Origin of the sequence: Colwellia sp. C1TZA3 (genome assembly GCF_007954265.1) — a bacterium.
GTDB lineage: Bacteria > Pseudomonadota > Gammaproteobacteria > Enterobacterales > Alteromonadaceae > Cognaticolwellia.
Genome location: NZ_VOLS01000001.1, coordinates 110,769 through 132,539, shown reverse-complemented (window position 1 = coordinate 132,539; position 21,771 = coordinate 110,769). Strand labels below are relative to the sequence as shown.

Here is a 21,771-nt window from a genome sequence, read left to right as displayed (position 1 = left end):
AAGCGCTTAATGCGCTTAATGCGCTTTATCCTTTTTTTTTGTTTTTAGACTAGTTTATGATTGCTGTTGTTTAATCCAGTCCATGGTTAACTCTTCAAGTAATGCCATTGGTAAGCTGCCATTTTTTAGCATTTGATCATGAAACGCTCTTACATCAAACTTATTGCCTAATACTTGTTGCGCTTTTGCCCGTAATTGACGAATTTTAAGCTCACCAATTTTGTATGACAAGGCTTGTGCTGGCCAAGTAATATAGCGGTCAATTTGGCCAATAACATCAGCCATGCTTAAGGCGGTATTGTCGGCTAAATAATCAATCGCTTGTTGGCGAGTCCAACCTTTGGCATGAATGCCTGTATCGACCACTAAGCGACAAGCACGCCATGCCTCGTAGGTTAAGCGGCCAAAGTCACTGTATGGGTCTTGATAAAAGCCCATTTCTTTACCTAAGCGTTCAGAATATAGCCCCCAACCCTCACCATAGGCGGCGTGGTATAAAGTTTTACGAAACTCGGCCATATCAACTTCTTGGGCAATAGCACTTTGAAAGTGATGCCCGGGCTCTGCCTCATGAAAGGTTAATGCCTCTAAGGTATATAAAGGTTGGCTTTTTAAATTTTTAGTTTCTAAAAAGTAGGTGCCTGATGTGGTACCACTACCATCGGAGGCCACATAGTAAGCACCGCCGTTTGGACTTGATTTAATGTCAAAAGTTGAACGCGGTAATACTGAAAACCATTTTGGTAATTGTGCAGCCATTTTACGGGTGATATAGCTGGCTTTTTCTAACATGTCCATCGCACTGTCGGTGTAAAATTGCTTATCGGTGCGTAAAAATTTAATGAAGTCTTTAAATTCACCTTTAAAGTCGACCGCGGTAATAATTTGCTGCATTTCTGTGCGAATGCGACTGACCTCATCTAGACCTATTTGATGAATTTCATCAGCCGATAAATCGGTGGTGGTGTAATACTCGATTAAGTATTGGTAGTATGCTGCGCCGCCTTCGACACTACTAATGCCAGCAGTGGTTCGACAGTGGGTCATATATTCTTTGGTAAAAAAATCATAAAAATCTTGGTATTCGGGTAAAACAGTATCTTTAATTAAGGTTTTTACTTGCTGGCGATATTGCGCTTGCTGTGCGGCTGAAATTGCTTTGGGCATATTCAGCATAGGTGCATAAAAAACACTGTTTTGTACATCGGCGACTAAATGCTTACTGATTGATTTTTCATAGCCTTTAAAGCTTTCGCAGTAATGGGTATGACCTAAGACAACGGCTTGTTTTAGGTCAACTATATGTGCTTGGTTATAACGTGGGTAATCAGCGAGACTGATTAAATAATTACGATAGTCTTGTTCGGTTAAAAATGACATGTTGGCTGGAGCGCCGGCAAAGTAACTATGAAAGCCTGAATAATAGGTTAATGGATAAAGGTGATCTTGAAATTGATAACTTTTTGCTTCTGCTTCGCGTTCATATTTAAATAAGCGATAGCTGACCTGATCAGCACCTGAGAGTTTATTAACATCAATACTGTCAATACGGTTGAGTAATTCATTATTGTATTTTGATCGACGTTCGCGGCCATTTGCTGACATTTCAGGTAACTTACCCTTCATGCGAAAGGTATCAGGGTCTTTTCGAAAAAATACTTGTTCTTGATTTGCCGTTTGCCAATGCTCATCGAGTAACTGTTGAAACTGTTCACTGTTTTGGTTGGCAAAGGTGCTGGTTGTGTTAAATAAGCTACAGAGTAACAATACGCCAACACTTAATGGTTTTAGTTTCATACAAAGCCTTAATTTTGGGGTGGTATTATTGCTATTAGTGTAAAGCTATATTCTAATAAGCTCAATTTTTTGTATGATGAAAATAATAGGCAGTACTGAGGTGTAATATGATCAAATTATCAAAAACTGGCTGGAATAACGTTATTATTATCGTGGTCATGGGCTTTATTTTATTGATTAACGCGACGAATAAAAAAATTTATTCGTCTGATGAAAGCACTGAGGCTACTAGCCATCAAGATATTGCCTTAGTTGGAGCGCAAAACATTATTTTAACACTCAGCATTAATAATGTCGTCACTATTGAGCGGATAGGCCGCACGTGGCGGGCAATACCGGCTAATATTTCTGGCCAAGCATTAGCACAAATGATGATGTCTTGGCAGCAAAGTAGTGGTGAGGCGATGGCTCAAGCACCGGTAGTTGATCGACAATTCTCCTTGGATGTAAAGCTCGACATTGCGGGCAAAGCACGACCATTAGCGTTAAGTTTCTATGCCACAGAGCAGCAATTATTAATTTTTAATCAAACATCAGCACAGTGGCTTGTTATGCCGATAGCTCTGTATGGGCAATTATTTCCAGCAGAAATTTTTGCTAATTAACTAGCGTTAATTTATTCACCTTTAACCTTAACCTTAACCTTAGCCAATGCAGTAGAGGCAGTAAATTTATGAGAAGATGTGCAATTTTATCCATGGACAGTTTGGCAGGCTTTGAAGCCTATGATTGTTTGATTGATCAGCCAATGCTTGCTTTAGGCTGGCAAACCGAAGTTATTTCCTGGCGTGATAGCCGGGTAAATTGGTCAGACTATGCCGCAGTTATTATTCGTAGCCCATGGGATTACCAAGATGACATGGAAAGTTTTCTCAAGGTTCTGTCGGCTATTGAGCAATCAAGCGCTCAGTTAGAAAATAGCTTGAATGTGGTGCAGTGGAATATTAATAAAAGTTACTTAAAAAGCTTAGCAGCAGAGCAAGTAACGATTGTACCGACATTATGGCCACAGGCTTTTGACGCTAATAATATGGCAGGATATTTCAGCCACTTTGCTACTGAGCAAATAGTTTTAAAGCCGCGAGTCAGTGCCAACGCCGACAATACATTTTGGCTAACAAAAGCCAACTACCAAGATAAAGTGGCTGAGCTAAGTCAAGCGTTTACTAGCCGAGAGCTAATGGTGCAACCTTTTATGACTGCAATTTGCCAAGAAGGTGAATTTTCGTTGTTTTACTTTAATGGCCAGTACAGTCATACAATATTAAAAACCCCAGCCCAAGGTGATTTTCGTGTTCAAGAAGAGCATGGTGGCGGCTTATTATCGGTAATGCCTGAACCCTCATTATTAGTAGCAGCGAATAATACTATGCAAGCTATCAGCAAGCTCCATGGTGAATTACTCTACGCACGTATTGACTTTGTTCGCCATCAAAACACCTTTGCCCTGATGGAAGCGGAGTTAATTGAACCTTCGCTTTATTTTAATATGGACGATGCCTCAGCTCAGCGTTTTGCTGCAGCTTTTGATATCCGTATGACAGCGCTTGAGGTTAAGTCATAAAGTACTGGGCAATAAAAAAGAGGCCGTAGCCTCTTTTTTATGTACCGGATGTCACGATCACATGGTTGTGAAAGCGTGGCGAAGCACGTTATACCAATCCCATTAAGTTATTGCTCACTTGTACTAGTTAAAATAGCTCAAGGCTGTGTTGCTCTCACTCCCAATAGCCAGCTATTGCTCAATCGAGCGCCTTACCTTGAGTTATTTTTCCTGCGCACAACAAGATCACAAACTTAATGGAACTGGTATTATTAATTTATTTTAAGGTTAATAAATGATTTACCAGCTTAATATAATCTTGTTCAAAATTGTTTCTATCTAAACCCGCTGGATCAACACGGTATTTACCATTAACAATCACGGTAGGTACTGCCGTTAAAGCGCCTTTATTCGCAAAATAGTCTTGCTGCTTCTTCATTGCATTTGCTTTGCTAACTACGCCAAAACTTTTCATTAACTTATCAAATTTTTCACCATCAGCACCGTTTAGTACGAAAACATTTCGGATATCTTTTTCTGAAGTAAATACTGCTTTTTGGATATGGATGTAATTAAATAATGCGCCAATAATTTTCTTCTCTAAACCCATTTTATGGGCAACAACAACCGCTTTACTGAGCATTTGTTGTACTTTAGGTGAAGCGGCACGTAAAAAGTCAACATGGTTCATTTCAAAGTCAGCATCTGCTGGTATTGATGTTTTTAATGTCGCCATAAAGGGTTCAAATTTAAAACAATGTCCACAATAAAAAGAGAAAAATTCACGCACTTCTGATTTTGAGGAAACGTCCTCATTCACTGTAGTGTAATGCTCACCTTCAGTATAATCTGCGGCGAATGAGAGTACGGGTAATAACATTAAAGCGAATAAGCTCACTAACTTCTTCATAAAATAAAACTTCCTAATCATTAATAAATCAAAATCAATCGCACCATGCCTGCTTAATAAGCGAGCAAGCTTAGCGGCGGTTGCTGTAATGCTGACATTTGCTCTTTAAGCATCAAAATTTGTTGTTCCCAATATTTCTCAGTATTAAACCACGGAAAATTATGAGGAAAAGCAGGATCTTGCCAACGTTTACATAGCCAAGCCATATAATTAACTACTCGCATAGTACGCAATGATTCAATTAAAGGCAATTGATTGGTTTCAAAGCTATAAAATTCATTGTAGCCAGTTAATATGGTATCAAGTTGTAATAACTGTTGCTGGCGATCACCACTAAGCATCATCCAAATATCTTGTACAGCAGGTCCCATACGACAATCATCAAGATCTACAAAGTGCGGCCCTTTATCGGTCCACAAAATGTTACCGGCATGACAATCACCGTGCAGGCGAATTTGTGAAGTAGGTCGGTATTGCTGACTTGCCATAGTGATCACTTGTTCTAAAATAGTGAAAAAAGGCAAGCTTAAGCTAGTAGGCACAAAGTTAGATTGTTCAATAATAAGTTGTGCTTGCTGGAGCATTTCTTCACTACTAAATGTCGGTCGTTCGCTAAAGTCTTTTTGAGCGGCAACGGCGTGAATTCGTCCTAAAAACCGGCCCATCCACTCGAGTTGCTCTAAGTTATCAACCTCAAAAATTCGGCCACCACGACAAGGAAATATCGCAAACTGATAGCCTTTGAATGAAAATAAAGACTCGCCATCAATTTTCATTGGTGCTACCAAGGGCAGCTCGCTTGCGTCTAATTCAAAGGAAAAATCATGCTCTTCCCTAATTTGTGCTTCTGTCCAGCGTTGTGGACGATAGAACTTAGTCACATACTTGGTTTTAGCCATATCATGAAATTGATAAACTCGATTTTCATAACTGTTTAAGGCTAGCAAGCCACTATCAACCGTTAAGCCTGTACTTTCCAAGCCATCTAGAATTAAATCGGGTGATAGTGAGGTAAAATCAAATACTGACATTAGCGTTTATTAAAGAAGCGGCTTTCATGTTCAAGCTTGACCTCATCCTTCTCTGATACTAATTCAATCACAAAACTTATATCTGTCATATAGCTTTCTAATTCGTCAGGGTCAACCGAAAGGCTAATCGGTAAAGTATAGACTTTAGCCGCTTTAACAAGTACTTCCTGATCGCCGTTCCATTTAGTGTTGTTGATACCCTTTACTGACAGGCGATAACGGTTATCTTTTTGTGACTTATTGAGAATCTTTAGGGTGTAAACATTTTCAATATCACCATTGAAGTTCTCTTTGGCTAACTCATTTCTATCACGAATAATTTCCATCGATACCGGCACTCTGTTGACCATTTCTAAAACCAATAAGCTGGTCATCACAAATAATACCAGGGCATAACCAATAAGTTTAGCACGAACAAAGTGGACTTTTTTACCTTCTAATTCATGCTCAGTGGCATGACGAATTAAGCCTTTATCATACCCCATGCGATCCATAACATCGTCACAGGCATCAACACAAGCACCACAATTGATACATTCATATTGTAAACCATTACGAATATCAATGCCGGTAGGGCAAACCTGAACACATAAATTACAGTCAATACAATCACCTAAGCCAATATCTTTTGGCACGTCTTTTCTGGTACGTGGACCTCGGGTTTCACCACGTTTGGCATCGTAAGAAACGGTTAAAGTGTCTTTATCAAACATCGCGGATTGAAAGCGGGCATATGGGCACATATGTAAACACATAATTTCTCGCATCCAGCCGGCGTTACCGTAGGTACAAAAAGCAAAAAACCATACTGTTGCTGCCAAGGCAAATGAGGCATTAAAAGTGAAAAAATCAACAAATACCTCGCGCATAGGGGCAAAGTAACCGGCAAAGGTTAGTGCGGTTAAAATAGAAATTAAGCCCCAGCAAAAGTGTTTTAGCGTTTTACGCCAAAACTTATTGATATCCATTGCTTGGCTATCGAGTTTTTTACGTTGGTTGGCTGTGCCTTCTATTTTTTCCTCAAACCAGATAAATATGAAGGTCCAAACGGTTTGAGGGCAAAGGTAACCACACCAAACTCTGCCTAAAAAGGTGGTAATAAAGAACAGCAGAAAGGCACTAAGAATTAAGAGCCACGCCAATAGTGTGAGATCTTGTGGCCAAAGCGTGACACTCCATAGCGTAAAACGTTGCTCGCCAATATCAAACAAGATCGCTTGGTGGCCGTCATATTGTAACCAAGGTAAACCAGCAAATAGCGCTAAAAAGAAAAAATTCATTTTTTTGCGTAGCTTTTGAAACACACCTTTTACTTTGCGAACATAGATTTGGTCACGAGGTTTATACGTATCGCTTTTGGCGGGCTGATGAATTTGAACATTTTTAATCGGAATATGCTGACTAACGTTAATGTTTTTATCTTTTGATTTCAAAGCGGATCCTTTATGTTGGTAATGCCGGATAATTATAACGGATTCGTACTGATTACCCATCAAAAAAATAGCATAATATTGCTTTGTTAGTACGAAATTGATTACTCTAGCGCTATTAGCATAACATTTAGCTTAAGGAAGCAATAATACCACTTGTGGTTAATTAAATAACCACAACGAGTTGTTGATTATTTGTACGCAGATATGATTATAAGGCAAGAGATGAAAAAATTATTGATCTTGATTGTGGCTAGCGCGTTATATTTTCATTATTATCCTAATGAAAAATTAAACCGCTGGATATTTGAGCAAAAACAAGTCGTACTGAGTTATTTTTCAGCGGCGACTGACACCAAAATAGGTTTAAAGTCAGATAAAATATATCAAGATTTATCACGAGATTTTAGCCAATTTAATCGCCAAGAAATAGCTTACGTGGCAGAAATCACCAGCAGCCGTGAAAAAGTAAAAAAGTTTAATGAGCAATATTGTAAAAGTAAAAAACAAACACCAAAACTACATCGCGATAATTTAACTAAAGTGTGTCGAGCCATCAGCCAATACAGCAACTTATTATAATGAGTTGCTGCAGCCCATTGCTCAATGGGCTGCGACTGTTTGAGTTAGCACGGCTATACAACAGCAAGGTAATCAAGATGATAACAAGGTGTGCTAATCGCCTTTTTAGAGCCTAATCGCAATAATTACGCTGAAAGCCTAGCTAATAATTTAGCAAAACTATTTGCACTGTCTTGCGCTAAGGTATGTTCTGAGCCGCGGATCACCCAATGACCATTGACCATCACATCTAAAACAGGGTTACCTTGGCTAGCAAAAATAACACTGTCGAGTAAGTGAATATCGTCATGGGCAAATAAACGTAATTGGCTGTCATCCAAAACCAATAAATCAGCTTGCTTGTTAATGGCTAATGCACCGGTATTACTGTTAGTGCTTTGTGCACCACCAGTAGCAGCTTTTTGCCATAAATTAAGCCCAACAGACTTTTGCTCGCTGGTGGCTAACAGGGCGCGTTGTTGCTTACTTAAGCGCTGAGCATATTCAAGCCAGCGTAATTCTTCGATTGGATTGACTGAAATATGGCTGTCTGAGCCAATAGCAAAGGTGCCATTGTCCAGCAAAAATTCATCAGTTGGGAAGATACCATCACCTAAATTAGCTTCTGTGGTAGGGCAAATGCCGGCTACAGCTTGGCTCGCAATAATCCCTTTACGCTCTTGTTCATCGATATGGGTGGCGTGAATTAAACACCAATGCCGGTCTAAATCTGCATTATTGAGTAACCACTGGACTGGTCGTTGACCATAATGAGCCAGACAGTCTGCTACTTCTCTTTGCTGCTCGGCAATGTGGATATGAATCGGCGCTTGTGCATCGAGTGCTCGAACATGCTCAACAGCCGCTAAGAGCGAACTTTTATCCACTGCACGTAAAGAATGTGGCGCAATACCGACATTGCAATTAGGCTGTAATTTGGCCAGCGCAAAACAATCAGTGACTAAGTCATTAAATTGTGCCACTGAATTAATAAAGCGCTTTTGTCCGTCAGTAGCGGCCTGTGGGCCAAAACCACTGAACCTATACAATACCGGTAATAATGTTAAGCCGATACCTGATTGCTCAGCCGCAGCAAAAATAGCTTGGGCCATTGTGGCTAGGTTTTGATGGTTTTGGCCATCAATATCATGATGAAGATAATGAAACTCAGCAACTCGGGTGTAACCCATTTTCAACATTTCAATATAAAGTTGGCTAGCAATCACTTGGACATCTTCTGAGCTTAACTGTCCCAAAAACTTATACATAACATTGCGCCAAGTCCAAAAACTGTCTTGACCTTCGCTGCCTTGTTCACTAAAACCGGCAAAAGCGCGTTGAAAAGCATGAGAGTGACAATTGACCATGCCAGGAATAACCACACCATTAGCACGCTCAGCGCCTGTGACATATCCTGCAGTAATATCAGTGATCACGCCTTGTTCAATCGTCAACGTTTGCTCGTTAGCCCAACCATCAGCTAATAAGATTTTTTTAGCAAAAAGTTTCATCTATTCACTCCCTTACTCAGTCGCTTGTTTGGTGTTGACAGTTGCTTTAATGGCAGGAAAATTTATCAGCGTGTTAACCAGTGCAGCAAGTTTGGGTTGTACCTGCAATGCTAAACTTTGGTTATAAGTCATAGCTTGCTCATCCATATAAGTGTGCTGCGATAGCTCTAATTGAATAGCATGAAAATTATCATGAGGTTGACCGAATGCTCGCGTAATATAGCCGCCTTTAAAGCGACCATTACAAACCATAGTGTAAGGTGCGTAATCTATATCCACTAAAGCCGCCATAAGTTCAGGCGCACAACTTTTGCCATCGGCATTACCAAAATTAAAATCAGGTAATTGACCTTGAAAAAATCTTGGTACATGTGAGCGAATAGAATGAGCCTCAAGTAAAACCGCTCGACCAAATTCAGTTTTTATTGCTTGCATGGTTGACGCTAAGGCCTGATGGTAAGGTTGCCAATAATATGCAACGCGCTCGGTTATTTGTTCCGCACTCGGTGCACAGCCTGCTTGATATAAAGGCGATAAATCAAATGCGGTGGTGGGGCAAAGCTCGGTATTATTTGCACCTGGGTATAAATCAATACCATCAGGATCACGATTTAAGTCAATAACATAACGGTTATATTTAGGGATTAATAGATAGGCGCCAAGCTCTTTTGCAAAGGCGTATAAACGATCCATAGCCCAGTCAGTATCGGCAGCTTCACGGCCTTTAGCGGTCATCATTTCAGCAATATCTGCGGGTATTTCTTCACCATTGTGTGGCATGCTGATTAGTAAAGGCACAGAGCCTTTAATTAAGGTGTAACTGTTTGACATGAAAACCTCTTAAATTGTATATACAACTTTACTGGGCTTAATTTACCACTTTGATGATAAAACAGGAAATTATTTCTATTTATAGCATCAAGTTCATTGAGCTGAACTTTGCTAAATTGACAAATATAGCTAGTTATACCAATTTGATTAAATGTATTGATGCCAGTGGTTAAAATTGCTTATTATGAGTGGCTACTTTTATCTAGTGATTTTATTAATCGCTTTTATCAATCATGATGTACAATATTAATCACTTTATTTAAAGTCGTACTTATTCAATAATAACGATATAGTCAGTGACAACATTATTTTAGAAATTATAAACGGAGCCATTATGTTAGAAAATAAAGAGCAACAAAAAGTCCCTAACGTTACTTTCACATTAAGAGCAAATGACGAGTGGACAACGCGCACTAGTGACGAAATTTTTAATGATAAAACGGTAGTGGTCTTCTCTCTACCCGGTGCTTTTACACCAACCTGCTCATCTTCACATTTACCACGTTATAATGAATTAGCACCTAAACTCTTTAAAAATGGTGTCGATGAAATTATTTGTATGTCAGTGAATGACACTTTCGTGATGAATGCTTGGGCACAACACCAAGATGCAGACAACATTAGCTTTATTCCTGATGGCAACGGCGAATTTACTGACGCCATGGGCATGTTAGTTGATAAAGCTGCCATTGGTTTTGGTAAACGTAGCTGGCGTTATGCGATGTTAGTTAAAAATGGCATCATTGAAAAAATGTTTATTGAACCTGATTTACCCGGCGACCCATTTGAAGTATCTGACGCCGATACCATGTTAAATCATATTAACCCGTCAGCCTGTCAAACTTCAGCGGTTATGGTTTTTAGCAAGCCAGGTTGCCCACATTGCAAAAAAGCAAAAGCATTGTTAAACGAAAAAGGCCTAACATTTGAAGAGTTAGAAGTGGGCAAAGATGTTAACTTGACGATGTTTAAGGCGATAACTAATGCAGACACCGTACCGCAAATTTTTATCGACGGACAACATATTGGTGGCAGCGAAGCATTGGCAGCGCAATTGAGTTAATCGTTGAGCAAGCGCAAGGCGGTTGCATTTCGTAGAACGATTAAAAAAACGACGCCTTAGCGTCGTTTTTTATTTTTGGTTTTCGTCACCAATAGTATCATTAATCCCGTTGGCATTAGCTTACGCCATGATAGAATAGCGCCTAAAACCACTAAGGCGAAAAATATGGATCACCAACCCTACAACCCATTGCACGGCGTAACATTAAAAGTTATCGTGACGCAATTAGTCGATCATTTTGGTTTTGATTATCTTGGTAAAGAAATAAAAGTTCGCTGTTTTACTGATGATCCTAGCATTAACTCAAGCTTGAAATTTTTAAGAAAAACCCCTTGGGCCAGAGAAAAGGTTGAAGCACTTTATATTCAACACAAAACCAAGCTTGACGACGAAGTCGACTCTGCTTGAAATAGCATGGTATATAGCACAAAAGTATTGAACAACATGGCAAGAAAATGCCAGACTGCTGAAATATAATCATAATAACGTCTACAGCATGAAAAACACCCATCATTATATTCTTACTTGGCAGTGCCCTGATACCTCAGGTGTGCTGGCAAAAGTCAGCCAGAGTTTATTCGAACACGGGGCCTTTATTACTGAAACTAGCCAATACAGTGACCCCTATACCGAGACATTTTTTTCACGCATTGCTTTTGATGATCGAGAACTGACCGTCAGTTTTGCAGCCTTCAGTCAAGCCATTGATTTATTAGCAAAACCGTTAAATATGCATTATCAACTGAGAGAAAGAGAGAACTTTCCTAATGTGGTGATTGCGGTGTCAAAAGATGACCACTGCTTAGTGTCGCTATTAACGAAATGGAAAGCCGGTGTGTTACCGGTTAATATTGTCGCGATTACCTCAAACCATCAAAATTGTCAGGCACTTGCCCAGTGGCATAACGTTCCCTTTCACCACTTGCCGGTTAATAAAGACAATAAAGCCCAGCAAGAGCAGGCATTATTAGCTATTTATCAGCAATATAATGGCGACTTATTAGTACTTGCCCGTTATATGCAAATATTGTCAGACCAGCTTTGTTATAACCTACGTGGCCAAGCGATTAATATACACCACTCTTTTTTACCAAGCTTTAAAGGCGCAAAACCTTATCATCAAGCCCACAAACGTGGTGTTAAAATCATCGGTGCTACAGCACATTATGTCACCGCTGACCTTGATGAAGGGCCGATTATTGTCCAGGAAGTGAAGCCGATTAATCATGGTTTTACTATTGAACAAATGGTGCATCTCGGCCACGACTTAGAAGCTATTGCCTTATGTAATGCCGTGAAAATGCATGCTGAGCAACGCATTTGTATCAATAAAGATAAAACGGTTATTTTAAGTTAATAGCAATTGAAGTCGTCAGTCGCTAAGGCTTATTTTCAAGCTGTTTTATTGGGTTAACTCTGCTACATTGGAGCACAAATATCTTGTCAACATTTGTGCGCTAATATGATCCAATATCAAATTTCCCCTCTGAACCCAAATAGTCATTTATTTGAGGTGTTATTGTCATTTAAAAGTACCCCAGGCCAAAGCTACACTTTGTCTTTACCCGCCTGGCTACCCGGCAGTTACATGATCCGCGATTTTGCCAAGAACATTACGGAAATCAGCGCGTTTGATAGCAATGAGCAAGCGATTAGCTTAAGTAAAGTTGATAAACAAACTTGGTCATTGCAGGCCAGTAATGATCAAGTTCAAGTGCGCTATCAAGTGTTCGCTTTTGACTTATCAGTACGCACGGCTTACCTAGATAGCCAGCGCGGATTTTTCAATGGCAGCTCAACCTTTTTGCAAGTACAAGAGTTAAGCGAACAAGCATGTAAGTTAGTAATTGCACCCTCAACGTTAGCTGAACATAGTCAGTGGCGAGTGGCGACGGGCTTAACACGAGCGAAAGCAACAGAAAAATACCAATTTGGTGAATATATTGCTGATAATTACCAGCACTTAATTGACTGCCCAGTCGCTATTGGTGACTTTGACAGCACTGAATTTACGGTCGAAGGGGTAGTGCACCATTTAGTATTTACCAGTAAACACTATGGCGATACTCAGCGTTTGGCTGCTGATATTAGTAAATTGTGTCAACATCATATTAGCTTATTTGGTGAAGCACCTTTTCAAGAGTATTGGTTTATCACTCATTTACAAGCGCACGGTTTTGGTGGATTAGAACACAAAAACTCCACTATTTTACAAGCCAGTCGCTTCGATTTACCCAACCCTCAACAAGCAGCAACAGAGCTAAATGAGAATTATAAAACCTTCTTAAGCTTGTGTTCACATGAATACTTTCATGCTTGGAATGTTTGTCGGATAAAACCAAAAGAATTTGTGCCTTACAACTTACAACAAGAAAGTTATACCCAACAGTTATGGGCCTTTGAAGGCATAACATCTTACTTTGATGACTTTTCACTTTTTCGTACTGGCTTAATTAACTTTGAAGACTATTTAACACTATTAGCGAAAACAGCCACGCGGGTTTATCGCGGTGTCGGTGAATTAAAACAAAGCGTCACCGCTTCAAGCTTTGACGCTTGGACCAAGTTTTACCAGCAAGGCCCTGATGCGGTTAATAACATTGTTAGTTACTATACCAAAGGAGCGTTAATTGCTTTATGGTTAGACTTAACCATTCGCAGCAAATCAAACAACCAATATAGTTTAGATACCTTAATGCGAGAGTTATGGATTCACTTTGGTCGCACTAATATCGGTACCAGTGAAGAAGACTTTATCAACATTGCTAACCTGCTATGTGGTGAAGATATTTCATCAAGATTTAAACAGCATTTATACAACAATGAGCGTATTGATCTAACCGCTGAGCTAGCAACGTACGGTGTTGAATTACAAAAACAAAAATTCAAAAAATTAAACAGTGTAGAAACTACGTCTGCAGTGCATTACCACGCTTATTTAGGTGCACAATATAAAGCACAAGCGCTTGGCTTAACCATTACGCAAGTACTGGAACAGTCACCGGCCGCAAAAGCAGGTTTAGCGGTTAATGACACACTGCTCGCGATAGATAAAATCAAAGTAACTGAGCAATCAATACAAGCCATACTTGATCATCACCCTGCAGGGCGTGAGTTAACTTGTGATTTCTTTCGTGATGACCAATTGCTAAGCGCAACATTGCAAGTGATTGACTCGCCATTAGCGGGTATCGCCTTTAAAGTTGTCGATAATAACTTAGTGAAAGCTTGGCAGGATATTATTCCTAATGGATAAATTTGCTTTGTAAACTTGTCCTGTAAATGAAAGCGTACGTAATTACTGACAACATTTAGTGATTAAACTCGCTAGAAAATTAGCGCGCCTTATCAAGTTATGGTAAAAATTAACTCAATTCGAGAGCCGTTTAACTGCTAACTTAACTTTAACTTAAGTAATAATATTATGATTAATGTAAAACGTTTACACCATGTGGCCTATCGCTGTAAAGACGCGAAAGAAACGGTTGATTGGTATGAAAAACATTTAAATATGGTACTGACTGTCGCCATTGCAGAGAATGAAGTGCCATCAACAAAAGCCCCAGATCCATACATGCATATATTTTTAGACGCAGGTATGGGCAATGTGTTGGCTTTTTTTGAACTCCCTAACTCTCCTGAAATGGGCCGTGATGAAAACACCCCGCAATGGGTACAACATATTGCTTTAGAAGTTGAAGACGTTGACGCCTTGGTTTCAGCAAAAAATGACTTGCAAGCACATGGTTTAGACGTTTTAGGCCCAGTTAATCATGGTGTATTTAGATCTATTTATTTCTTTGATCCCAATGGCCACCGCTTAGAATTAGCGGCGGACATAGGTACGGTTGAGCAATATGCTGAACTTAAACGGGTAGCACCATTGATGGTTGAAGAATGGTCAACAACTAAAAAAGCACCAACACATGCGGCTTGGTTGCATCAACTAGACGACTAATACATAAAATAGCGCTACAAGTCTCTATTAACGAAGAGTTTCGTAATTAGGGAGCAAAAAAAAGCTCTACATTTGCCCGATCTTGTTGACATAAAGTAAGGTGATTTTTTGTTAGAAAATAAAGCTACATTTATTAACAAATAATTACAACTAAAAACAATGACTTGCTAAACATTAGACTTTAGTGCAATAAATAAACGAAAAAATAGCTTGAAGCTTTACTCAACTCACGTACAGTGTGGCTAGCTACATAGATAGCACTCGACAAAATGGATAGTATTTGCATGGAAAGCAAGAAGCGTTAACTAACGCAGTATATTATTTAAAATAGGGATTGTTTACTAAAACTCAGGATGAGTACTGAAATATTTTGCCCAAAAGGGCATCAGGGATAAGACTAAAAAAGTGTCAGGATGACCGAAAAAAATAAAACTTAGCACAAACAATAACAATAATAATATTGAAAACTATAAAATTCACATGGATTGTAACAAAAGGCTAGGACAGCCATTTAAGAATCGGAACTATAGATGCTGGCTTATGTCACATTTTCTCCAAAAGCGACGTTATTAACGTCGCTTTTTTTCTTTCTGTCGCTGTTTAGTGTAGAATGTCGTAAAATAAAAGCAATTGTTTATTATTTTAAGTTATTACTATGTCTCGTACTAAAAAATCACGCAAACCCGGCACCGGTTCTCTTGGCATCGTTAAAGATGACAAAAAAAAACTAGTCGAACCAACACCTCGCAGAGCCAAGAAAGCAAATGGTAAAGCAGCGGGTAATCGCCAAAAAGAAGCCAGCCCTACTATTACTAATGGCCAGAATTCTGCCAAAAATAAAGATCCTCGCATTGGTAACAAAACACCTATTGATTTAGGTAAGCAAGTGGCGGCACCGATTAAAACCAAACCAGCTAAAAAGGTTCAAGACAACTCACCTATTGCCGCAATTCGTGCAGTTGAAGTTAGTGAGTCATTAGCCGAGCAATTAAGCCGTATTGAACAGGACGCTAGATTGCTTGAAATACTTGAAATGCAAGATGCTGACGCAACACTAACGCCTGAAGATGTTAGCTATTTCAATACGCTAATGGAACAGCATGAAAAAATTAGTCAAGCATTAGGCCTTGATGATGAAGATGAGATTGTAGCACCCAATAAAAAGTCAGACTCTGAAGATGACTTATGGGATAAGTTCGATAATAGTGATTTATCAAAATTTGAATAGGAGTATTTAATGCTATCCAACCCTTGGATATACCTAGCTTTATTAGCTATCGTTATTATTGGTGTATTAGCAGCAGTAGCCACTAGGTTGCTACGCCAATTGAAACAACAAAAGCTTGAGCAAGAGCAGAAAAAAATAGATCAACAACAAGCCCTGCAACTGCATGATAAAAAAATTATCTCCAGTGTTATTATTATTGTGCGCGCGATGAAAGAAGAACAATGCGACATCGGAGAAGGTTGTTGGCGCTTAAGTGTATTGCTAGATTCATTAAAGTTAAGCCAAGACTTAAATGTGCAATTTCCAGCAGTATTTAAGTTTTATGAAGCGATAAAACATATGCCTATTTTAGCGGCACGTAAAAAACTTGATAAACAGTCTCGGATGAGACTTGACTTAGAGCGCATGAAACTTGAGGCAGAAATGGCCGAAGATATTCGCCAAGATATCGAATTACTGCACCAATACGCTAATGAACGAAATAGCATGCTGAGTGAGTCGCCAGTTTAACTTAGCTTCAAATAATAAGACGGTTAGTTTGCAGCTAACCGTTCACCCCCTGTAGTCATTAATCAAATCAGTGATAAATACCGATAAGTGACAATGATGCCGTTAGCATTGAGCCTGATCAATGTTTGCGCGGCTAGTTTATCTATAATAGTGTCAAATAGATAAACTGGAATGCTTATGCAAGCAGCTCAATTTTTTGATAGCGTACTCTTAAAAAAATATAATACTAATGGCCCACGCTATACCTCATACCCAACCGCCTTAGAATTTCATGATCAATTCAAACATGAACATTTAAAGCAAGCGATAATCGCATCACCGAACCGTGAATTGTCTTTGTATGTGCACATTCCTTTTTGTCACAGTCTTTGTTATACCAGTTCCATTAAGTTTGTGATCTTGTTGTGCGCAGGAAAAATAACTCAAGGTAAGGCGCTCGATTGAGCAATAGCTGGCTATTGGGATTGAGAGCAACACAGCCTTGAGCTATTTTAACCATTAAAAATGAGCAGGTAATTAATCAACTTGGTATTACTACTGTGGCTGTAATAAAACTATTATCCGTCACCGTGATAAAGCTGATATTTACCTTGAGTTTCTTGCACAAGAAATTGCCTCTAAAGCCACATTATTTAAAGACTATACCGTTAAGCAACTACATTGGGGCGGTGGTACACCCAGCTTTTTACGAGATGAACAAATGACCAAGCTAGTGGCACGGTTAAAAGAGAAGTTTACCTTTGCAGAACAAATCGACATGAGTATTGAAATAGACCCACGTGAAATTGAAATGAACCTAGCTGAACATCTTTATAGCCTAAGTTTTAATCGTTTAATACCAATTTCATTAATTAGGTGGTCTACTTTATACCCAGGAAAAACGACCCAATATAAGGCATTTATTTTAATAATACCAGTTCCATTAAGTTTGTGATCTTGTTGTGCGCAGGAAAAATGACTCAAGGTAAGGCGCTCGATTGAGCAATAGCTGGCTATTGGGAGTGAGAGAAACACAGCCTTGAGCTATTTTAACTAGTACAAGTGAGCAATAACTTAATGGGATTGGTATAACTCGTTGTTCATGACAATATGCTCCTGCATTGTTTAATAAGCTGCATCCATGCAGCCATAATGAGTAAATAAATAACGCCGTAGTGGATTGTTTTGACCAGGTGAAATGATCAGATAATTAGTGAGATTGGTATTAGTTCTCTAGTTTCCCTAAACTAAATCTATGTTCCGCGCTGAAAAATACTAATTCAGTGCCGTTACCATTGTTGTCTTCACGGGCTAAATCTACCCATTGATAATAAACATTACGATGCACCTTCGCCTGCAAATTTCGTCTGACCGTGACATATAAACCACCATCTTCAGTGATTTCTAATGTATGCTCAGCATTTAAGGTAAAGCTGTCATCTAAATTAGTGGTCACTTGCATACTGGTTTTTTGCTCATCTAACCATTGCCATTGGGTTAAAATAAATGGCGCATCAGCAACCACAATGCCAATTTTTTCGACAGGTGTGACTAAAAAATAGTTGTCATCTTCTTTTTTTAATACTGAGGCAAAGAGCTTAACCAAAGACAAACGTTTAAAGGCTGTACCGTTGTAAAACCAACTGCCATCTGATTTTATCTCTAAATCTATATCACCACAAAAAGGAGGATCCCATAACTCAACTGGCGGCATCTTTTTCACATGACCTTGTTGCGAATCGGAGATTTGGGCAGAAATTTTTTCTAATGACATAATAGTTATCCTAATTACTGACTTTATCTAATGGTAGCAAGTTAACAGTAAAACTTAAAATAGCCAGATAAATAAGCGTTTTTATCCGCTTATGTGCAGTATCTAAAATCATTAAACGCTAGAGTAGTTAAATTATCGCCTAATTTAACTACGCTCTATAACTTTATTTTTCGTTAACGAATTAAATGATAGCGATACTAACTAATCATTATTTACCCACACCGTAAAATTCAATAAAAGTGAGTGAAAAAACAATATTTTACTTGTCATGCCACTATAAAATGCAATACAATCCTCGCGCCTTACCACTAGGCGCTTTCAGTAATATCAGTGGTGGCTATAGCTCAGTTGGTAGAGCCCCGGATTGTGATTCCGGTTGTCGAGGGTTCAAGTCCCTTTAGCCACCCCATTCTTCCCCTTTAAAATCAAAGCCTCTGGGCAATCATCTACTATAATTAGCACTTTCTGATAACTGCTCCTGTGCATATTCTGTGAGTATTTGAAGCTAATTAGGTCTAATCTACTACACGTATATCCAACTTCTAGCGCATATCCTCACCATCGACCGGAACTGATTAACTTTGCCTGATTAGGGAGTTTACTGTCTGGTTCCTGTGCTGTTTTCAAAAAGTAGATATGCAATGTAGCTATAACAGCCAAAAGAGTATGCTTAAAGAAGTGCCTATGTAAGAATGGTAAATTATTACATCGATACTTTAATGCATCACAAAAATTAGGGATGATTTATGACTGTTGGTTCAAAGTGGTTTAAGTTTGACTTCCACAACCATACTACAGCTTCTGATGACTATCAGGACAATACAGTTACAGATAGAGAATGGTTACTAGCTTATATGCGTCAAGGGGTTGATGCTGTAATCATCAGTGATCACAATACAGCGGCTAAAGTAGACCCTTTAAAAAATGAATTACTTGCAATGCAACGGGATTTTTCTACAGGGGAGCTTCCTGACTTTAAACCTTTGGTCATATTTCCCGGAGTAGAGCTAACAGCTACAGGTGACGTACATATATTAGCCATCTTTGATCAAGATAGTACCACTACTGATATTGAACAATTAATTGGGCAATGTAACGGTGGGGAAAGTATACAAAGAGGCGCACGGAATCACGAACTTGTTTTACAAAATACTGTTACCCAAATCATTGGTAATATTAATAGAAACCCTCATGCTATCAGTATTCTTGCGCACATAGACTCAAGAAAAGGAATACTTGAAACCACTAACCAAACTGAGCTAGAAGCAGCTTTCAATGCGAAGCCAAATGCAGTTGAAATTAAAGGTGAGCTATCTGAAATAACAGATGGTACAAGTCGTCGTTTAATTAGCCAGATTTCAAAAGTAAGAGGGTCAGATGCGCATCGCCCTGATAGAGCTGGTACTCGTACATGTTGGCTTAAAATGTCAGAGTTGAATTTTGATGGTTTAAAGATCGCATTACTTGATCATAAAAGCTGTGTACTTCTGGACTCTGAACCACCACAAGTACCTGCGATGCACCTTACTAAGCTTCAAATAAAAACCCGTCTATGTCGTGAAGATGGAGGGGAAGCAGTATTACTTGAACTTAGCCCTTTTTATAACGCTATTATAGGTTCACGTGGAAGTGGAAAATCAACATTGATTGAGAGTATTCGTTTAGGAATGCGAAAAGACCAAGATCTACCTGAAACTATATCAGATCAAATAAGTAGTTTTAAAACTGTTGGTGAGGGAATGAGTTCAGATTCTTCAATTGATTGTTTTTATAAGAAAAATGGCACAGACTACAAGCTTAGCTGGCGCGTGGGTGATATTACATCATTACAAGTCTTAAGCGATGGTATCTGGGAGGATGATACAAATTGGTCTAATGATAGGTTTAATATTTCTATTTTTAGTCAGAAAATGCTTTATCAATTGGCTTCAGATCAAGGTTCATTTTTAAAAGTATGCGATGAAAGTACTTTTGTAAACAAGCGCGCTTGGAATGAGAAAAAGGAACGACTTGAGAGAGAATACAAAAATGAACGTATTAAGTTACGAGGCTTATTAAGCGAAAAATTGTCTGAGTCTGCTTTACAAGGTGAGTTAATTGACGCAGAACGAGCAATTGATCAGCTAAAAGATAGCTCTTACTATGGTGTAAGAACCACCTTGAATGAACTTGAGTCAAAACTAACACAAATAGACCAAAAATTTCAGGATGAAAATACTATTCTTGAAAGTGTTCTTAGTTCTTTTCCTGAAATTCAAGAAGTTGAACAAAGTGCTTTAGAAGTTGCTGAAGGCCAATCTGATACAGAAACTACTGAACAAGAACAGATCGCCCCTGAATACACATCATTTCTTGATCAATTTGATACGATAAAAGAACTATTTAAAGCACAAATTGTAACGGCTATAGAAACTGCCCAAACCAGTCTAGATCAATTACAAACTGACCAATACGTTACGACTTTAAAAGCTAATATCTTAATTGCGCGTCAACAAGTTGATACAGAAGCTGAGAGACTCCGTACAGAAGGCTTAGACCCTGAAACATTAAATGCACTTGTACTACAAAAAAATAGGATAACAGCCGACTTGCTGGTATATCAGGATCTTGATTCAAAAATCATCACATCAGAATCTGAAGTATCTAGGTTAGCAGATGAAATGTTAGAACATCGTAAAGATCTAACTTTACAAAGAAATAATTTCATTGAATCACTTGAACTTGATGGTTTACAAATAAAAATATTGCCATTAAATGCAAGGCAAGATCAAATAATAAGTGGCTATCAAAGTGCTACAGATATCAGTTCATTTAATGATCGCATATATGATTCAGAAGCAGGAACAGGTATTCTCAAAACATTTATCGAACACCCTACGTTTTCACCACGTCAAGTTGATATTGATATGAAATATCAATATTTAGATGAATTAAAAGAACTTCATAGAGAAGTGTCTGCTAACAACTTAACTAACGCTAATCATATTCATGGCTCCCTAAGAACAAGAGTTTCGTCTTTATCAGATGAAGCTATAGATAAGTTATTTTGTTGGTTTCCAGATGATGGTATCCAAATTCGCTACAGAGCATTAAGCGGTAACATGGAAAATATAGAAACAGCATCACCAGGACAAAAAGCAGCTAGTATGCTTGAGTTTCTATTATCTTATGGAGATGACCCTCTTATACTGGATCAACCTGAGGATGACTTAGATTGTTTAATGTTAAGTAACAGTGTTATTCCAGCAATAGTAACGAATAAACAACGAAGACAGCTTTTAATTGTTTCACATTCTGCACCTATCGTTGTTAATGGGGATGCTGAGTATGTGATATGTATGAAACACGATTCGCAAGGATTACGCTCTAATATAAAAGGTGCTCTTCAAGAACAAACAGTTAAAGATAATATTTGCAATCAAATGGAAGGTGGGGAAACAGCATTCCGCTCTAGATTTAACAGGATATTGAGTTAACCGTAGCGCTAACGTAACTCGTGAACTGAATCTAAAAATCGGTTCATGATTTATACTTTTTATTACAAAAAAATGATCTTTGAAAGTTTTAAGAAAACATAACGTCCAAACGCCCAACATGCCCGTTAGAAAGAGTTGGCTAACTAATAAAGTTAGCCTGTATTTTATA

The 21,771-nt window shown here is 38.6% G+C and carries 20 protein-coding genes and 1 tRNA gene; 14 read left to right on the top strand and 7 right to left on the bottom strand.

The window, feature by feature from the left end:
- Positions 1 to 54 precede the first annotated feature (54 nt).
- Entirely contained in the window at positions 55 to 1,797 is a 1,743-nt protein-coding gene (locus tag ESZ39_RS00615) for a DUF885 domain-containing protein (protein ID WP_146877855.1), read from the bottom strand.
- Positions 1,798 to 1,904: 107 nt separating this feature from the next.
- Here ESZ39_RS00615 and ESZ39_RS00610 point away from each other — a divergent pair, with 107 nt between their 5' ends.
- Both ESZ39_RS00610 and ESZ39_RS00605 read left to right on the top strand, forming a co-directional pair.
- Positions 1,905 to 2,402, top strand: coding sequence for a hypothetical protein (locus tag ESZ39_RS00610; protein WP_146877854.1), 498 nt, complete (start codon positions 1,905 to 1,907; stop codon positions 2,400 to 2,402).
- Between the two features lie 68 nt (positions 2,403 to 2,470).
- On the top strand, positions 2,471 to 3,361 hold the full coding sequence (locus tag ESZ39_RS00605; RefSeq protein ID WP_146877853.1) for a RimK family alpha-L-glutamate ligase: 891 nt from the start codon (positions 2,471 to 2,473) through the stop codon (positions 3,359 to 3,361).
- Positions 3,362 to 3,617: 256 nt separating this feature from the next.
- On the opposite strand, the gene ESZ39_RS00600 is transcribed toward ESZ39_RS00605, so the two are convergent.
- The 3 genes from ESZ39_RS00600 to ccoG are packed head-to-tail and all read right to left on the bottom strand — an operon-like array spanning position 3,618 to position 6,714.
- Complete coding sequence (locus ESZ39_RS00600) at positions 3,618 to 4,250, bottom strand: thiol:disulfide interchange protein DsbA/DsbL (protein WP_146877852.1); 633 nt, start codon at positions 4,248 to 4,250, stop codon at positions 3,618 to 3,620.
- 53 nt (positions 4,251 to 4,303) lie between these two features.
- Positions 4,304 to 5,281: a serine/threonine protein kinase gene (locus ESZ39_RS00595; protein WP_146877851.1), complete on the bottom strand. Its 978-nt coding sequence runs from the start codon at positions 5,279 to 5,281 to the stop codon at positions 4,304 to 4,306.
- The gene (gene ccoG / locus ESZ39_RS00590) at positions 5,281 to 6,714 is read right to left on the bottom strand and encodes a cytochrome c oxidase accessory protein CcoG (RefSeq protein WP_223270183.1); all 1,434 of its coding nucleotides are present in this window, start codon (positions 6,712 to 6,714) and stop codon (positions 5,281 to 5,283) included. Before ccoG ends, ESZ39_RS00595 begins: the two co-directional genes overlap by 1 nt.
- Before the next feature lie 222 nt (positions 6,715 to 6,936).
- On the opposite strand from ccoG, the gene ESZ39_RS00585 reads away from it, so the two are divergent.
- Positions 6,937 to 7,293, top strand: coding sequence for a hypothetical protein (locus ESZ39_RS00585; protein ID WP_146877849.1), 357 nt, complete (start codon positions 6,937 to 6,939; stop codon positions 7,291 to 7,293).
- A 125-nt stretch (positions 7,294 to 7,418) separates the two neighbouring features.
- Here ESZ39_RS00585 and ESZ39_RS00580 read toward each other — a convergent pair whose 3' ends face one another.
- Entirely contained in the window at positions 7,419 to 8,783 is a 1,365-nt protein-coding gene (locus ESZ39_RS00580) for a formimidoylglutamate deiminase (RefSeq protein WP_146877848.1), read from the bottom strand.
- A 12-nt stretch (positions 8,784 to 8,795) separates the two neighbouring features.
- Positions 8,796 to 9,614 (bottom strand): N-formylglutamate deformylase, encoded by an 819-nt coding sequence (gene hutG, locus ESZ39_RS00575; protein ID WP_146877847.1) that lies wholly within the window; start codon positions 9,612 to 9,614, stop codon positions 8,796 to 8,798.
- Positions 9,615 to 9,948: 334 nt separating this feature from the next.
- Here hutG and ESZ39_RS00570 point away from each other — a divergent pair, with 334 nt between their 5' ends.
- The 9 genes from ESZ39_RS00570 to ESZ39_RS17910 all read left to right on the top strand — a co-directional run bounded on the left by ESZ39_RS00570 (position 9,949) and on the right by ESZ39_RS17910 (position 17,307).
- Positions 9,949 to 10,677: a glutathione peroxidase gene (locus ESZ39_RS00570; RefSeq protein ID WP_146877846.1), complete on the top strand. Its 729-nt coding sequence runs from the start codon at positions 9,949 to 9,951 to the stop codon at positions 10,675 to 10,677.
- Positions 10,678 to 10,842: 165 nt separating this feature from the next.
- Positions 10,843 to 11,085, top strand: a complete 243-nt coding sequence (locus ESZ39_RS00565; RefSeq protein ID WP_146877845.1) for a VF530 family DNA-binding protein — start codon at positions 10,843 to 10,845, stop codon at positions 11,083 to 11,085.
- Positions 11,086 to 11,173: 88 nt separating this feature from the next.
- Complete coding sequence (purU, locus tag ESZ39_RS00560) at positions 11,174 to 12,034, top strand: formyltetrahydrofolate deformylase (RefSeq protein WP_146877844.1); 861 nt, start codon at positions 11,174 to 11,176, stop codon at positions 12,032 to 12,034.
- 105 nt (positions 12,035 to 12,139) lie between these two features.
- The gene (locus ESZ39_RS00555; RefSeq protein ID WP_146877843.1) at positions 12,140 to 13,933 is read left to right on the top strand and encodes a M61 family metallopeptidase; all 1,794 of its coding nucleotides are present in this window, start codon (positions 12,140 to 12,142) and stop codon (positions 13,931 to 13,933) included.
- A 168-nt stretch (positions 13,934 to 14,101) separates the two neighbouring features.
- Complete coding sequence (locus ESZ39_RS00550) at positions 14,102 to 14,635, top strand: VOC family protein (protein WP_146877842.1); 534 nt, start codon at positions 14,102 to 14,104, stop codon at positions 14,633 to 14,635.
- 655 nt (positions 14,636 to 15,290) lie between these two features.
- On the top strand, positions 15,291 to 15,863 hold the full coding sequence (gene yihI, locus ESZ39_RS00545) for a Der GTPase-activating protein YihI (RefSeq protein ID WP_146877841.1): 573 nt from the start codon (positions 15,291 to 15,293) through the stop codon (positions 15,861 to 15,863).
- 9 nt (positions 15,864 to 15,872) lie between these two features.
- Positions 15,873 to 16,373, top strand: coding sequence for a DUF2489 domain-containing protein (locus ESZ39_RS00540; RefSeq protein WP_146877840.1), 501 nt, complete (start codon positions 15,873 to 15,875; stop codon positions 16,371 to 16,373).
- Between the two features lie 177 nt (positions 16,374 to 16,550).
- The gene (locus ESZ39_RS00535) at positions 16,551 to 16,817 is read left to right on the top strand and encodes a hypothetical protein (RefSeq protein WP_317615699.1); all 267 of its coding nucleotides are present in this window, start codon (positions 16,551 to 16,553) and stop codon (positions 16,815 to 16,817) included.
- 256 nt (positions 16,818 to 17,073) lie between these two features.
- Positions 17,074 to 17,307, top strand: coding sequence for a hypothetical protein (locus ESZ39_RS17910; RefSeq protein WP_223270182.1), 234 nt, complete (start codon positions 17,074 to 17,076; stop codon positions 17,305 to 17,307).
- A 270-nt stretch (positions 17,308 to 17,577) separates the two neighbouring features.
- Here the strand turns inward: ESZ39_RS17910 and ESZ39_RS00525 are convergent, their stop codons facing one another.
- Positions 17,578 to 18,126 carry a DUF1285 domain-containing protein gene (locus ESZ39_RS00525; RefSeq protein ID WP_146877839.1) on the bottom strand — a complete coding sequence of 183 codons (549 nt, stop codon included), beginning with the start codon at positions 18,124 to 18,126 and terminating at the stop codon, positions 17,578 to 17,580.
- Positions 18,127 to 18,459: 333 nt separating this feature from the next.
- Here ESZ39_RS00525 and ESZ39_RS00520 point away from each other — a divergent pair.
- Together ESZ39_RS00520 and ppl are read left to right on the top strand one after the other, a co-directional pair.
- A tRNA-His gene (locus ESZ39_RS00520) sits at positions 18,460 to 18,535 on the top strand.
- Positions 18,536 to 18,872: 337 nt separating this feature from the next.
- Positions 18,873 to 21,602, top strand: a complete 2,730-nt coding sequence (gene ppl / locus ESZ39_RS00515; RefSeq protein WP_146877838.1) for an anti-phage protein Ppl — start codon at positions 18,873 to 18,875, stop codon at positions 21,600 to 21,602.
- The last annotated feature ends 169 nt before the right edge of the window (positions 21,603 to 21,771 follow it).